This window comes from Actinoplanes sp. 13 (genome assembly GCF_056134165.1).
Genome location: NZ_JBVYOQ010000001.1, coordinates 455757 through 470233 on the forward strand (window position 1 = coordinate 455757; position 14477 = coordinate 470233).

Annotated in this window: 14 protein-coding genes; 7 read left to right on the top strand and 7 right to left on the bottom strand. The window is 70.8% G+C overall.

What is annotated here, in order from left to right; translation table 11 throughout:
- Nucleotides 1-65: 65 nt before the first annotated feature.
- From AC0NH5_RS02030 to AC0NH5_RS02055, 6 genes are all read right to left on the bottom strand, one after another.
- On the bottom strand, nucleotides 66-803 hold the full coding sequence (locus AC0NH5_RS02030; protein WP_474399175.1) for a gamma-glutamyl-gamma-aminobutyrate hydrolase family protein: 738 nt from the start codon (nucleotides 801-803) through the stop codon (nucleotides 66-68).
- On the bottom strand, nucleotides 788-1492 hold the full coding sequence (locus AC0NH5_RS02035) for a gamma-glutamyl-gamma-aminobutyrate hydrolase family protein (RefSeq protein ID WP_474399178.1): 705 nt from the start codon (nucleotides 1490-1492) through the stop codon (nucleotides 788-790). The genes AC0NH5_RS02030 and AC0NH5_RS02035 overlap by 16 nt, the downstream gene beginning before the upstream one ends.
- A 158-nt stretch (nucleotides 1493-1650) precedes the next feature.
- A complete protein-coding gene (locus AC0NH5_RS02040; RefSeq protein WP_474399181.1) occupies nucleotides 1651-2415 on the bottom strand; it encodes a 3-oxoacyl-ACP reductase in 765 nt (254 codons plus the stop codon).
- 8 nt (nucleotides 2416-2423) lie between these two features.
- The gene (locus AC0NH5_RS02045; protein ID WP_474399184.1) at nucleotides 2424-3776 is read right to left on the bottom strand and encodes an aldehyde dehydrogenase family protein; all 1353 of its coding nucleotides are present in this window, start codon (nucleotides 3774-3776) and stop codon (nucleotides 2424-2426) included.
- Between the two features lie 30 nt (nucleotides 3777-3806).
- On the bottom strand, nucleotides 3807-5153 hold the full coding sequence (locus tag AC0NH5_RS02050; protein WP_474399186.1) for a glutamine synthetase family protein: 1347 nt from the start codon (nucleotides 5151-5153) through the stop codon (nucleotides 3807-3809).
- 13 nt (nucleotides 5154-5166) lie between these two features.
- Nucleotides 5167-6678, bottom strand: coding sequence for an amino acid permease (locus AC0NH5_RS02055; protein WP_474399189.1), 1512 nt, complete (start codon nucleotides 6676-6678; stop codon nucleotides 5167-5169).
- A gap of 639 nt (nucleotides 6679-7317) precedes the next feature.
- On the opposite strand from AC0NH5_RS02055, the gene AC0NH5_RS02060 reads away from it, so the two are divergent.
- The 6 genes from AC0NH5_RS02060 to AC0NH5_RS02085 all read left to right on the top strand — a co-directional run bounded on the left by AC0NH5_RS02060 (nucleotide 7318) and on the right by AC0NH5_RS02085 (nucleotide 12804).
- Nucleotides 7318-7701, top strand: coding sequence for a helix-turn-helix domain-containing protein (locus tag AC0NH5_RS02060; protein ID WP_474399192.1), 384 nt, complete (start codon nucleotides 7318-7320; stop codon nucleotides 7699-7701).
- Between the two features lie 43 nt (nucleotides 7702-7744).
- Nucleotides 7745-9052 (top strand): sensor histidine kinase, encoded by a 1308-nt coding sequence (locus AC0NH5_RS02065; protein ID WP_474399195.1) that lies wholly within the window; start codon nucleotides 7745-7747, stop codon nucleotides 9050-9052.
- Nucleotides 9049-9705, top strand: a complete 657-nt coding sequence (locus tag AC0NH5_RS02070; RefSeq protein ID WP_474399198.1) for a response regulator — start codon at nucleotides 9049-9051, stop codon at nucleotides 9703-9705. The genes AC0NH5_RS02065 and AC0NH5_RS02070 overlap by 4 nt, the downstream gene beginning before the upstream one ends.
- Before the next feature lie 78 nt (nucleotides 9706-9783).
- Nucleotides 9784-10677, top strand: coding sequence for an ABC transporter ATP-binding protein (locus AC0NH5_RS02075; RefSeq protein ID WP_474399201.1), 894 nt, complete (start codon nucleotides 9784-9786; stop codon nucleotides 10675-10677).
- Nucleotides 10674-11732 (top strand): ABC transporter permease, encoded by a 1059-nt coding sequence (locus tag AC0NH5_RS02080; protein ID WP_474399203.1) that lies wholly within the window; start codon nucleotides 10674-10676, stop codon nucleotides 11730-11732. Before AC0NH5_RS02075 ends, AC0NH5_RS02080 begins: the two co-directional genes overlap by 4 nt.
- A gap of 106 nt (nucleotides 11733-11838) precedes the next feature.
- Nucleotides 11839-12804 carry an LLM class F420-dependent oxidoreductase gene (locus tag AC0NH5_RS02085; RefSeq protein ID WP_474400323.1) on the top strand — a complete coding sequence of 322 codons (966 nt, stop codon included), beginning with the start codon at nucleotides 11839-11841 and terminating at the stop codon, nucleotides 12802-12804.
- A 91-nt stretch (nucleotides 12805-12895) separates the two neighbouring features.
- Here AC0NH5_RS02085 and AC0NH5_RS02090 read toward each other — a convergent pair whose 3' ends face one another.
- A complete protein-coding gene (locus AC0NH5_RS02090; RefSeq protein ID WP_474399204.1) occupies nucleotides 12896-13504 on the bottom strand; it encodes a PadR family transcriptional regulator in 609 nt (202 codons plus the stop codon).
- A gap of 123 nt (nucleotides 13505-13627) precedes the next feature.
- On the opposite strand from AC0NH5_RS02090, the gene AC0NH5_RS02095 reads away from it, so the two are divergent.
- Complete coding sequence (locus AC0NH5_RS02095; protein WP_474399206.1) at nucleotides 13628-14467, top strand: GNAT family N-acetyltransferase; 840 nt, start codon at nucleotides 13628-13630, stop codon at nucleotides 14465-14467.
- Nucleotides 14468-14477 lie beyond the last annotated feature (10 nt).

The following is a 14477-nucleotide window of genomic DNA, read 5'->3' on the forward strand; positions in this document are numbered from 1 at the left end:
GGCCCGGTGGCACCGTAACACCGGAAAACGCGCGCCCGCCCGATCGCAGCGCTGAAGATCGACAGTTATGCCGCAGCCGCCGAGCGAACGCCGGCGGCCGCCTCGATCAACGCCGTGAAACAGCGCAGGTCCGAGGTCCGCTCGGGGTGCCACTGCACGCCCAGCGCGAAGGTCTTCCCGGCGTGCTCCATGATCTCCACGACCTGGTCCTCCGGGCACCATCCGACCGGGGTGAACGCGCCCGGATCGGCGACCGCCTGGTGGTGGAACGAGTTGACCGTCAGCGACCGCCCGAACCAGCGGTGGGCGCGGCTCGTCTCGTCCACGAGCACGTCGTGCCGGCCGTAGTCGGAGGCGTCGGCGGCGAGCGGGTCGGTGCCCGGGGCGGCGCGGTGGCGTTCGCTGCCGATCACGTCGGGCAGGTGCTGGTGCAGCGAGCCGCCGGTGGCCACGGCCATCACCTGCATGCCCCGGCAGACGCCGAGCACCGGCAGGTCGGCGTCGAGGGCGGCGCGCATGAGCAGCAGTTCGGCGGTGTCCCGGGTCTTGTCCGCCTCGGTCTCCGGGTGCCGCTCGGCGCCCCAGTGCGAGGGGTCGATGTCACCGCCACCGGAGAAGACGATGCCGTCGAGCGACTCCAGCACGTCGGCGCCCGGATCGTCCGGGGTGATCAGCACGGCGCGGCCACCGGTGGCGTGCACCGCCTTCACATAGGTCATCGGGAGCACTCCGGCCATCACGTCGTTACGGCCGTACGTCACGTGTTCGGCGTACGAGGTGAGGCCGATCAGTGGTCTGCGCATGGGTTCCTTTCCGCGGCCGTGACCAGCGCCCCGAAGAGCCGCCGGTCGCGGCCCACCTCCGGGTGCCACTGGACGCCGAGCACGAACCGTCGATCGGGGGCCTCCACCGCCTCGGGCAGGCCGTCCGCGGCCCGGCCGGTGACCGTCAGCGCGCCGGGGTCGGCGATGCCCTGATGGTGGAAGCAGTTGATGGTGACGTCCTCGCCCATCAGGCCGGCGATGCGGCTGCCCGGGGTGAAGTCCGCCGGCTGAGAGCCGTAGACGCCCGGCGCGGGCCGGTGTTTCTCATGGCCCAGCACGTCCGGCAGGTGCTGGTGCAGCGAGCCGCCGGCCGCGACGGCCAGCAGCTGCATGCCCCGGCACACGCCGAGGATCGGCAGGTCCCGTTCCAGCGCCGCGCGCAGCAGCACCAGTTCGGCGGTGTCACGCTCCGGATGGATGACGGTGTGCGGCCCGGGGTCCTGGCCGTACAGCGACGGCTCCAGGTCCGGCCCGCCGGAGAGCAGCAGCCCGTCCAGCCGGTCCAGCACATCGGCGTCCAGGTCGTCCGGGGGCAGCAGCACGGCCCGGCCACCGGCCAGCCGGACCGCTTCGACGTAGTCGTGCGGCACCAGCGCGGAGGGAAGGTCGTGCCAGACGCCCCAGGTCGCGGGCAGGACATAGGTCGTTATGCCGATGATCGGACGCATTGCACCACCGTTTACTCACAGGCGCGCGGCGCCGGAGAACCGGCGCCGCGTCACGGGCCCCTCTGTCTCACCTACACGGGGACCGACCCGGGCGGGCGAGGATTCGACCCCTACACCTTGTAGAGAAGTCCCTTCCCACGGTAGCCGGTGCCCAAACGTCACAACGGCGTCACGTACGCCCCGGTGATCCCACCGTCCACGACGAACTGTGACGCGGTCATGAACGACGCGTCGTCGCTCGCCAGGAACGCCACCGCGGCGGCGATCTCCGCCGGCTCGGCGAACCGGCCCATCGGCACGTGCACCAGCCGGCGGGCGGCCCGCTCCGGGTCCTTGGCGAACAGGTCCATCAGCAGCGGGGTGGCGACCGGGCCGGGGCAGAGCGCGTTGATCCGGATGCCCTCCCGGGCGAACTGGACGCCCAGCTCCCGCGTCATCGCGAGCACGCCGCCCTTGCTGGCGGTGTAGGCGATCTGCGAGGTGGCCGCGCCGAGCAGCGCGACGAACGACGCGGTGTTGATGATCGAGCCCTTGCCCTGCCGCTGCATGTGCGGGATCGCGTACTTGCAGCAGAAGAAGACGCTCGTCGTGTTGACCTTGAGGACCCGCTCCCAGGCGTCCAGGCCGGTGACCAGGATGGAGTCGTCGTCGGGCGGGGAGATGCCGGCGTTGTTGAAGGCGATGTCGACCCGGCCGTGCCGCTCAGCCACGCCGTCGAACAGGGCCTTGACCTGCTCCTCGTCCGCGACGTCGCACTCCACGAACTCGCCGCCGACCTCGTCCGCGATCGACTTGCCGGATTCCTCCGAGATGTCGACGCAGACCACACGGGCCCCCTCGGCCGCGAAACGGCGCGCTGTCGCCAGTCCGATCCCACTGCCGGCGCCGGTGATCACGGCGATCCGGTCCTGCAAACGCTGCACGAGAACTCCTAATCAGAAGCGAGGAACACGTTCTTCACGTCGGTGAACGACAGCAGCGCGTCCGGGCCCAGCTCACGGCCGAGACCGGACTGCTTCATGCCACCGAACGGCGTCCAGTACCGCACCGAGGAGTTGCTGTTGACGCTGAGCGCGCCGGTCTCCACCGCCCGCGAGACCCGCAGCGCCCGGCCCAGGTCACGCGTCCAGATCGAACCGGAGAGCCCGTACTCGGTGTCGTTGGCGAGCCGGATCGCGTCCTCTTCGTCGCGGAACGGCAGCACCGAGACGACCGGGCCGAAAATCTCCTCCCGCCAGTGCCTCTCCCGCGGCGAGGCGGCGAGCAGCACGGTCGGCGGGAACCACCACCCGGCACCCTCCGGCGCGGTGCCGCGGAACGCGATGTCGGCGCCTTGGACGTACGACGAGACGACGTCCCGCTGTCCGGCGGAGATCAGCGGGCCCATCTCGGCCTCGGGCAGCGCCGGATCGAGCACCCGGAACGCCCGCACGGCCGGCTCCAGCAGGGCCAGGAACTTGTCGTACACCGACTGCTCGATCAGCAGGCGGGACCGTGCGCAGCAGTCCTGCCCGGCGTTGTCGAAGACCGCGCCCGGCGCGGCGGCCGCGGCAGCCTCCAGATCGGCGTCCGCGAAGACGATGCCGGCGCTCTTGCCGCCGAGCTCCAGTGTCACCCGTTTCACCTGGTCGGCGCAGCCCGCCATGATCGCCTTACCGACTGCGGTGGAGCCGGTGAAGCAGACCTTGCGCACCGCCGGGTGGGTGACGAACCGCTGTCCCACCACGCTGCCCTTGCCGGGCAGCACCTGGAAGACGCCCTCCGGCAGGCCCGCCGTGAGCGCCAGCTCACCCAGCCGGATCGCGGTGAGCGGGGTCAGCTCGGCGGGCTTGAGCACCACCGTGTTGCCGGCCGCCAGGGCGGGCGCGAAACCCCAGCCCGCGATCGGCATCGGGAAGTTCCACGGCACGATGATCCCGACCACGCCGAGCGGCTCGTGGAACGTCACGTCGACGCCGCCGGCCACCGGGATCTGCCGGCCGGACAACCGTTCCGGGGCGCCCGCGTAGTAGTTCAGGACGTCCCGGACGTTGCCCGCCTCCCAGCGCGCGTTCCCGATGGTGTGACCGGCATTGCGTACCTCGAGCTGCGCCAGCTCCTCCAGGTGCTCGTCCACCACCGTCGCGAACCGGCGCAGCAGCCGGGCCCGGTCTCCGGGCGCCACCCGGCGCCATGTCGCGAACGCCTGCTGCGATCGCTCGATCGCCGCGTCGGTCGCGGTCAGATCCAGCGCGGGTACGGTCGTGAAGCTCGCCCCGGTCGCCGGGTTGATCACATCGGTCACGCCTTGATCATCCTCTCCCGGAGCCGGAATTCACAGGCGTTCGAAGCCGCGGCGCAGTTCCCAGTCGGTGACCGCCGCGTCGTAGGCGGCCAGCTCCACCCGGGCCATGTTGGCGTAGTGCGCGACCACGTCCGCGCCGAACGCCGTCGCCGCGATCCCGCTCGCGCCCCACAGGTCCGCGGCGTCGCGCAACGTGCCCGGCACCCGCTCGGCGGTCTCGTCCCCGTACGCGTTCCCGACGAACTCGTCCTCCAGCGACAACTCGTTCTCGATCCCGTGCAGCGCGCCCGCCACCAGGGCAGCGATCGCCAGGTAGGGGTTGACGTCACCGCCCGGCACCCGGTTCTCCACCCGCATGCCCTGACCGTGCCCGGCGATCCGCAGCGCGCAGGTCCGGTTGTCCACGCCCCAGCGCAGCGCGGTCGGCGCGAACGACCCCGGCTGATACCGCTTGTACGAGTTGATGTTGGGCGCGAACAACAGGCTGAACTCGCGCATCGTGGCGAGCAGGCCGGCCAGCACCCGCTGCCCGGTCTCACTCAGGTGCGCCGGACCGTCGCCGAGCATCGCCGAGCGGCCGTCCTCGCCGCGCAGCGAGAAGTGGATGTGACAGGAGTTGCCCTCCCGGTCGTTCGGCTTGGCCATGAACGTGAGCGCCATGCCCTCCTGGGCGGCGATCTCCTTCGCGCCGTTCTTGTAGATCACGTGATTGTCGGCGGCGGTGAGCGCGTCCGCGTACCGGAACGCGATCTCGTGCTGACCGAGGTTGCACTCCCCCTTGGCGCTCTCCGGGATCAGCCCCGCGCCGTACATGTCGTTGCGGATCCGGCGCAGCAGCGGCTCCACCCGGCTGGTGCCCAGCAGCGAGTAGTCCACGTTGTACTGGTTGGCCGGCGTCAGGTCCCGGTAGTTCTTCGTGAACGCGTGCTCGTAGGTGTCCCGGTAGAGCACGAACTCCAGCTCGGTGCCCGCGAACGCGGTGAGACCGTGCGCCGCCAGCCGGTCGAGCTGGCGGCGCAGGATCTGCCGGGGTGACGGCGGCACCGGCTGCCCGGCCGTGTCGGTGAGGTCGGCCAGAACCAGGGCCGTGCCGGGCAGCCACGGGATCCGGCGCAACGTGGTGAAGTCCGGCTTCATCACGAAGTCGCCGTACCCGGTGGACCACGAGGACATCTCGTAGCCGTCGACGGTGTTCATGTCGACGTCCACGGCGAGCAGATAGTTGCAGCCCTCGCTGCCGCCGTCGACGACCTCGTCCATGAAATACCGCCCGTGCAGCCGTTTGCCCTGCAACCGTCCTTGCATGTCGGTCAGGGCCAGCAGCACGGTGTCGATGCTGCCGTTGTCGACGGCGACGTCGAGTTCCTCGAGATCCATGGGTCGTGTCCTCTCAGTCGTTCGGCGTCGGCATGGTCTGCTCGCCGTGCGCGGCCTTCTCGATGAGGTTCTGCTTCGGGCCGGTGAACCACTTGCGGGCGCTCGCGAACCACCAGACGGTGGCCGCGCCGACCACCACCGCCACGGCGACGATCGTGTAGTTGAACGTCGACGCGGTGATCGGGCTGGCCGTGGGGAGCACGAACAGCACGCAGATGACCCCTACCCAGACGATCGCGATCCATCCGACCGGAGCGCTCCACCGGCCCAGATTCCACGGCCCGGGCACGAAGTCCCGGTTCATCCGGCGCAGGAAGACCGGCCCGACGTACGCGATGTAGAGGCCGATCACCGCGATCGAGGTGGCCGCCAGGTAGGCGGTGGTGTTCCACAGCGACGGCAGGACCAGCAGGGTGGAGAGGCCGACGCACAGCCAGATCGAGTTGGTCGGCGTACCGGTGCGGGAGTTGACCTTCTTCCAGATCCGCGAGCCGGGCAACGCGTCGTCACGGGCGAAGGCGTACGACATCCGGGAGTTCGCGGTGACCGAGGCCATGCCGCAGAACCACTGCGCCACCATGCAGATGAACAGCAGGAACGTGCCGGTGTCATGGCCCACCGCGTCGATGAAGATCTGTGCGGGCGGCAGGGCGAGCTCGCTGGTCCGCGCGGCCTCGTAGTCCTGGATGGACCAGGTGATGGCGAACAGCAGCACGAAACCGGCGAGCACCGAGACCACGACCGACAGCACGATGCCGCGCGGTGCGGCGCGGGCCGCGTCGTGGGTCTCCTCCGCCACGTGCGCGGAGGCGTCGTAGCCGGTGTAGGTGTACTGCGCCATCAGCAGGCCGATGAGCACCGCGTACACCCCGGCCCCGGCGAAATCGAAGCCGGTCGCGTTCCGCACCTCGAAGAACACCTCGGAGATCGGCTTGTGCTGGTCCGGGATCACCGCCAGCACACCGACGATCACCGCGACGCCGATCAGGTGCCACCAGGCGCTCACGTCGGAGAGCAGGCGGACCAGGTTGACACCGAACGTGTTCAGCAGGCCGTGCACGACGATGATGACCAGGAAGATCAGGAAGGTCCGGCCGGTGGTCACCTCCATGTCGAAGGTGAGGCTGAGGAAGGCCGAGGTGGTGATCGCGGCGCCGAAGTCGATCGCGGCGGTGACCGCCACCTCGCCGAGGAAGTTGAACCAGCCCACGAACCAGGCCCAGGCGGCCTTGTTGCGCTTGGCCAGTGCCGCGGCCCACCAGTAGAGGGCGCCGGCGGTCGGATAGGCCGAACACACCTCGGCCATCGCCAGCGCCACGAAGGTCACCATGATGCCGACGAACAGCCAGCCCAGGGTGATGGCCATCGGACCGCCGGCGGTCATCGCGATCCCGTACGAGGTGATCGCGCCGGCCAGGATCGAGATGATCGAGAAGGAGACGGCGAAGTTGGAGAAGCCGGAGAGCCGGCGGTGCAGTTCCTGCTTGTAACCGAGTTGGGCGAGACGTTCCTCGTCTGTGGTCATCTACGTGCTCCCTTGCCCGAAGGGGTGTGACCTGAGCCACGGATGCCGTGATGATCTCGCTGTGGTGTTACGGGCGTCAATGAGAAGCGTTAATTGCGTTGCCGGCGACCTACCCCGGTGCCAGCCTGGACGCAGCGATTCCTCGGCAGGATCGCCGCTTCGGCGGCAGCGCGGGACGTGGCCACTCTCTCTTCCGCGCATCTGCGCGCGTCCCGCGCCGCCATCGGCAAGACATCGACGGTCGCAAGAGTTTTCGCAGCTAGTCAGACCTTTCTCGGAGAAAATCTACAGCGGCGAGTCTAGAAATCGGCGCGGGAGAGGCATACATTTGCCTTGTCGGCCACGGCGGACAGCCACCGCCGACTTCCACCGGCACTAGTGCTGAGTTGGAACTGTCGCTGAGTTGGAGAAGGAGGACGAGATACCGCAGCAACGCGTAATCACGACGTCCCCGAACCGACAAGAGGTGATCGCAGCCGATGCCAATCACTCCGGTCGACCGCTAGCGGCACGCAGCCGGTCGACCACATGAGCCGGCAGTGACCGGCACAAGAATTGAAAAGCCAGGGCCCCGGTTACCCGCCGGGGCCCTGGTCCTACTCCGCCCATCCCTCCGCCCTTCACTCGCCCTGGGGAAGCATGGACGCTGACGAGCCGGTTCACAGCATGGGCCGGGCCGCCGAGCTGATCGGCGTGACGCCCGCCTTCCTGCGCAGCCTGGACGAGGCCGGGCTGATCGAGCCCGAGCGCTCCCGCGGCGGCCACCGCCGGTACTCGCGTCATCAGCTCCACCTCGCCGCCCGGGTCCGGCAGTTGCTGGACGAAGGCTTCCCCCTCGCCGCCGCCTGCCGCATCGTGGCCCTGGAGGACCGCCTGGAGGCGGCCCACCGGCGCATCGCCGAGCTCGGCGGCACGCCCGGCCCCCGCGAGGACGTCACCGTTCCCACCCAGACCCGCCGCGACCTGGGCGCCGCGCTCTACTTCAGCGGCCCCCGCCCGGAGAGATCGCCCTCAGCGCCGTGACCCGGCCTGGCTCGGCGCCGGGTCAGCGTGCGATGGTCGGCCCATGCTCCCTTCCTGGAACGTCGAGGAGTGGCGGCGGCCCGGCCCGACCGCCGCGCAGCGCCGCAACGACCTGTGGATCGGGCTGGCGGTGGTCGCCGTCGCGGTGCTCAACCTCTTCCTCTCGCGCAGCTTCGGCCTGCTGGCGAGCGAGAACGCGCCGGCCCGGCTCGAACAGATCGGGTGGGCGATCGGCACCACGCTGCCGCTGGTGTGGCGCCGCCGGTGGCCGGAGGCCGCCGCGATCGTGATGTCGCTGGTCTACATCGGCGGCCAGACCCGCGGCGCGCAGGAGCAGCAGGTCGCCTCGTACGCCCTCTACGCGATGATCTACACGCTGGGCGCCTGGGGCCCCAGCCGGCTGCGGGCCCGCAACATCCGGCTGGCCATCATCGTGGCGATGTTCGGCTGGCTCACCGCCGCGTTCCTCACGTCGCACGACATGATCATGGACGAGGGCTTCTCCGGCGCCTCCGGTGAGCTGCCGGCCCTCTGGGCGCTGGTCTTCAACAACTACTTCGTGAACGCCATCTTCTTCGGCTCGGTCTACCTGGTCGGTGACGCCGCGTGGAACAGCGCCCGCCGGCTGGCCACGGTCGAGTCGCAGGCCGCCGAGCTGCGTGCGGCCCAGGCGGCCGCCTCCGAACGGGCGGTCCTCGGCGAACGGGTCCGGATCGCGCGCGAGCTGCACGACGTGGTCGCGCACCACGTGTCGGTGATGGGGATCCAGGCGTCCGCCTGCCGGCGGGCCCTGGACAAGGACCCGGAACGGGCCCGGACGGCGCTCGCCGCGATCGAGGAGGGCGCCCGCACCGCGGTCGGCGAGCTGCGGCGGATGCTGGGGGCGTTGCGGGCCTCCGAAACCACCGCCGCCGGGACCACCGGCTCCGCCGCCGAAGCCGCCCCGGCCGGGATCGACCGGATCGCGCGGATCGCCGAGAACGCCCGCGAGGCCGGGCTGACCGTGCACTACGCCGTGTACGGTGACGCGGTGCCGCTGCCCGACTCGGTCTCCCAGGCGGCGTACCGGATCGTGCAGGAGGCGGCCACCAACACGCTCAAGCACGCGCACGCGCGGAACCTCGACATCCGGCTCCGCTATCTCAGCGGGGAGCTCGAGGTGGACGTCGCGGACGACGGCCGGGGCACCGCGCCCGCCGCGGCGGACGGGATGGGCCTGATCGGCATGCGGGAACGGGTGGCGATCCACGAGGGCACCCTGGAGCACGGGCCACGCGGTACGGGCGGATACCGGGTGCGGGCGCGGCTGCCGTACGCGCCGGCCCTGACGAGCGCGGGAGGAAAGGCGTGAGCATCCGGGTCCTGCTGGCCGACGATCACCAGCTGGTGCGTACCGGCTTCCGGGTGATCCTCGAGATGGAGGACGACATCACCGTCGTCGGTGAGGCGGCGGACGGCGAACAGGCCACCGAGCTGGCGCTGTCACTACGCCCCGACGTGGTGCTGATGGACGTGGAGATGCCGGGCGTCGACGGGCTGGAGGCGACCCGGCGGATCGCCTCCCGGGGCGGGCCGTCGGTGCTGATCCTGACCACGTTCGACCGCGACGACTACCTGTTCGCCGCACTTCAGGCCGGGGCCAGCGGCTTCCTGCTCAAGAACGGGACCCCGGAGGCGCTCGCCGAGGCGGTCCGCGTCGTCGCGGCCGGCGACGCGCTGCTGGCGCCCGCCGTCACCCGCCGGGTCATCGCCGAGTTCACCCTGCCCCGGCAGCGCTCCCCCGAGCCCGCCGTCCGCCTGGCCGATCTGACCCCACGGGAGCACGAGGTGCTGGTCCAGCTCGCCGGCGGGGCCACCAACGCGGAGATCGCAGCGACCCTGCACCTGGGCGAGACCACGGTGAAGACGCACGTCAGCCGGGTGCTGATGAAGCTCGGCGCGAGGGACCGGACCCAGGCCGTCGTGCTCGCGTACGAGCTCGGTGTGGTTCGGCCCGGAGCCTGAGGTCCTCCGCGCGGAGGACCTTGCCGGTCGTCCGCGCGCCGGACGACGGGACATCGATCACCGCCTAGCGTGATCCCCATGACCAGCATCCTGAACGTCGATGCCGTCAACCGGTCCTTCGGCGACCGGCAGGTCCTCAAGGACGTGTCGTTCGCGGTGGAGGCCGGCCGGCTGACCGGCTTCGTCGGCGCCAACGGCGCCGGCAAGACCACGACCATGCGGATCATCCTGGGTGTCCTCGCCGCCGACTCCGGCGCGGTGACCTGGCAGGGCACCGCCATCGACCAGCAGGTCCGGCACCGCTTCGGCTACATGCCGGAGGAGCGCGGGCTCTATCCGAAGATGACCGTCGCCGACCAGGTCGTCTATCTGGCCCGGTTGCACGGGGTGAGCACAGCCGACGCGCGCCGGCGAACCACCGCCCTGCTGGAGCGCCTGGAGCTGGCCGGACGGGAGAACGACCCCGTCGAAAAACTGTCGCTCGGCAACCAGCAGCGGGTGCAGATCGCCGCGGCCCTGGTCCACGACCCGGAGCTGCTCGTCCTGGACGAGCCGTTCTCCGGCCTGGACCCGCTGGCCGTCGACAACGTCGTCGCCGTCCTGCGCGAGCGGGCCGCGGCCGGCGCCGCGGTGCTCTTCTCCAGCCACCAGCTCGACCTGGTCGAACGACTCTGCGACGACCTGGTGATCATTGCGGACGGCACCATCCGGGCTGCCGGGAGCCGCTCCTACCTGCGCGAGCAGTACGCGTTGCCGCGGTTCTCGGTCGAGGTCGGCGCCGACGCCGGCTGGCTGCGCGACGAGCCCGGCGTGAGCCTCGTCGAACTCGACGGCCCACGCGCCGTCTTCGACCTCGAAGACGGCGCCGACGACCAGGGTGTGCTGCGCGCCGCCCTCGCCCGTGGCCCGGTCCGCGCGTTCGGCCCGGTGCGACCCTCCCTGGCCGAGATCTTCCGAGAGGTGATCCAGTGACCAACTTCGAAGCCGTCCGGCTGGTTGCCGCCCGCGAGCTCCGCGTCAAGCTGCGCGACAAGGCGTTCCTCTACAGCACCGTGTTCTTCCTGGTCATCGTGGTCGGCTCGATCGCCCTGCCGGCCTTCCTCGACGGCGGCCCCACTAAGGTCGCCGTGGTCGGCGACACCGCCACCGCGCAGCTCACCGCCGGCGGCCTGGAGGTGCAGGCCGCGCCCGACACGGCCGCCGCCGAGCGACTGGTGCGCGACGGCGAGGTGGAGGCGGCGGTCCTGCCCGGCCCGGAGGTGCTGGCCCTGGAGGAGGCGCCCAGCGAGGTGGTGCAGGCCCTCAGCACCGCTCCCCCGGTCCGGCTGCTCGATGCCTCCGGCCTGGACCCGTTCCTGCAGTTCGTGGTGCCGGCCGCACTGGCCATGCTGTTCTTCTTCACCTCGTACACGTACGGCCTGCAGATCGCGCAGAGCGTCGTCGAGGAGAAGCAGACCCGGATCGTCGAGATCCTGGTCTCCAGTGTTCCGGTCGGGGTGCTGCTGGCCGGCAAGGTCGTCGCGATGACGCTGCTCGCGTTCGGGCAGATAGCCCTGATCGCGCTGGTCGCGTTCATCGGGATGACGGTCACCGACGTCGACACCGGTGTGGTCAGCGCGGTCGGCCCGGCAATCGGCTGGTTCCTGCCGTTCTTCGCGCTCGGCTTCGTCATGCTGGCCACGCTCTGGGCCGGGGTGGGCGCGCTGGCCGCCCGCCAGGAGGACCTCACCAACACTTCCGTGCCGGTGCAGATGGCGGTGCTGCTCCCGTTCTTCGCGGTGCTGTTCATGCAGGACAACGCGGCGGCACAGAAGGTGCTCTCGTACATCCCGTTCTCATCGCCGATCGCCATGCCGATCCGGCTCTTCAAGGAGGACGCGGCGGCCTGGGAACCGGTGGTGGCACTGCTGATCCTGGCGGTCACCGCGGTGGTGCTGCTGGCGATCGGGGCCCGGGTCTACCGGGGTTCACTGATGCGCACCAACGTCCGCACCTCGTTCGCGGCGGCCTGGCGCTCCGCTTCCTGACCTCTCGTCGTGGCCCGCACCCCGGTGCGGGCCACCAGATGTTACCGACCGGTAGACACGGTCGGCCGGTACAGGCAGGATCGGGGACATGTCGATGCGCTGGGGCATGACCGTTCCGCTCGGTGGCGTGCAGCTCGCCGAGCACGCCGCCGTCTATTCGGCGCTGGCCGACGCGGGCTTCACCGACGTCTGGAGTGCGGAGGTGAACGGCACCGACGCCTTCACCCCGCTCACCCTGGCCGCCGCCTGGGAGCCACGCCTGCGGCTGGGCACCGCGATCGCCCCGGTCTTCACCCGCGGGCCCGGCCTGCTGGCGATGACCGCTGCGGCGCTGGCCGAGACCGCGCCGGGCCGGTTCCAGTTCGGCATCGGCGCCTCTTCGCCGGTCGTCTCCGGCGACTGGAACGCCGCCGACTTCGTCCGCCCGTACGCCCGCAGCCGCGACATGCTCCGCTTCCTGCGCGCCGCCCTGGCCGGCGAGGTGGTCGACCAGGAATATCCGGAGTTCACCGTCCGACGCTTCCGGCTGGAACGCCCGCCCGCCGTGCCGCCCCGGCTCATGCTGGCCGCGCTGCGCCCACAGATGCTGCGCCTGGCGGCCGCCGAGGCGGACGGCGTGATCCTCAACTGGCTGTCGGCCACCGACGTCACCACCGCGCTCGCCGAGACCAAGGAGGCCGGCGCCGGCTTCGAGGTGGCCGCCCGCATCTTCGTCATCCCGACCGAGGACGCCGGCTACGCCCGCACCGTCGGCCGCCGCATGATCACGTCTTACCTCACCGTTCCGGCGTACGCCGCCTTCCACCGCTGGCTGGGTCGGACCGAGACGCTCGCCGGCATGTGGCGGGCTTGGGAGTCCGGTGACCGCAAGGGCGCCCTCGCCGCGATTCCGGACGACCTCGTCGACGAGCTGATCGTGCACGGGTCGCCGGAGGAGTGCCGCCTGCGCGTCCAGGCCTACGCCGACGCGGGCGTCACCGTCCCGGTCATGGCCCTGATCCCGACCCCTGAGCTGGAGCGCGGTGGCCTCCCTGCCCTGCACGAGCTGATCAGCGCCCTCGGCCGGCAGTAGGGCGCCCGCCCTCAAGCCCGCAACCCGACTCGCGTGTGAAGTTCGGGCGCGAAGCGCACCACAACTTCACACGCGAGCTCGCGGGCCGGGGTCATTCGCTGTCGGCGAGGATGGCGTAGAGCTTGCGCTTCGTCTCATTGAGCACCTCCAGCGCCTTCTGGCGCTGCTCGGGGGTGCCGCTGAAGCCGACCTGCTTGAGCGCGCCCATGATGCCGACCGCGGCGTCGCGGAAGTCCTGCACCTGGGACATGGCGTCGTCGCCGATCTGGGCCCACGGCGGGTTCTGGGCGGCGGTCTCCGCCTCGGGCCGGCCGTCGGACGTGAGCTGGTAGCTCTTGCGGCCACCCTCGGCGGTGGCCTCGATCAGGCCCTCGTCCTCCAGCAGCTGAAGGGTCGGATAGACCGAGCCGGGGCTGGGGCGCCAGATGCCGTTGGTGCGCGCGTCCAGCTCCTGGATCATCTCGTAACCGTGCATCGGGCGCTCCAGCAGCAGTGCCAGGATCGCCGGGCGGACGTTCTGCCGGGCGCCGCGGCCGCCGCGGCGTGGACCGCGGGGGCCGAAGTCGGGCGGGCCGAAGCCGCCGCCGGGGCCGCCGAACGGGAATCCGGGCGGGAAGCCGAAACCGCGCCGGCGCGCCTCGTCGAGCCAGCCGCCGGGGCCGTGACCGTGTCCGCGATGTCCCTCGTGTGCGTACCTCATATCCTTCTCCGTTCTGTCGTCGATAGTTAGACGATATATCGGCGAAGTGTCGGTAGCAAGGGTTTCTCCGAAGGCGGGGTTGCGGTACGTGTGCAACGCCTCGGATCTGGCAATCTGGTATCTGTGTTGACGGTGCCCATTCGGCAGCTCGGTGAGCCCGAGCGTGCGGCGATCGAGCGGATCCTTGACGCCGATCCCTATGCGGGCGCGCAGATCGCGGAGCGGGTGGCCTCCCACGGTCTGAACTGGTGGCGCTCCGACGGGCGCATCTACGGCTATGAGCCGGCACGCCGCATCGAATCGATCATCTGGTCCGGCGCGCACCTCGTGCCGGTCGGCGCCACCCCGGCGGCGACCGCGGCGTTCGCCGACCTGCTCGGCGCCGAGCCGCGGATCTGCTCGTCGATCATCGGTCGGTCCGAGGCGGTGCTCGACCTGTGGAACCGGCTGGGCGGCCACTGGGGCCCGGCCCGCGACGTGCGGCACCATCAGCCGTTGCTGGTCACCGATCGCGATCCGATGGTGCGGCCCGATCCACAGGTGCGCCTGGTCCGCTCGGGCGAGGTCGACCAGCTCTTCCCGGCCGCGGTGGCGATGTACACCGAGGAGGTCGGCGTCTCACCGCTGCTGGACGACGGCGGCCGCGGCTATCGGCGGCGGATCGCCGAGCTGGTGAAGGGCAAGCGGGCCTACGCGCGGTTCTGTGGCGATCAGGTCATCTTCAAGGCCGAGCTGGCGATCATCACCCGGCGGACGACACAGGTGCAGGGCGTCTGGGTGCACCCGGAGTGGCGGGGACGCGGGTTGGCGGGCGGGGCCATGGCGGCGGTGGTCGCCGACGCGCTGCGCCGGGTGGCACCGACGGTCAGCCTCTATGTGAACGACTACAACACGGCGGCCCGGCGGGTCTATGCGCGGTGCGGGTTCGTCTCGGCGGGCTCGTTCGCAACGGTGCTGTTCTAGCGGGGCGGGC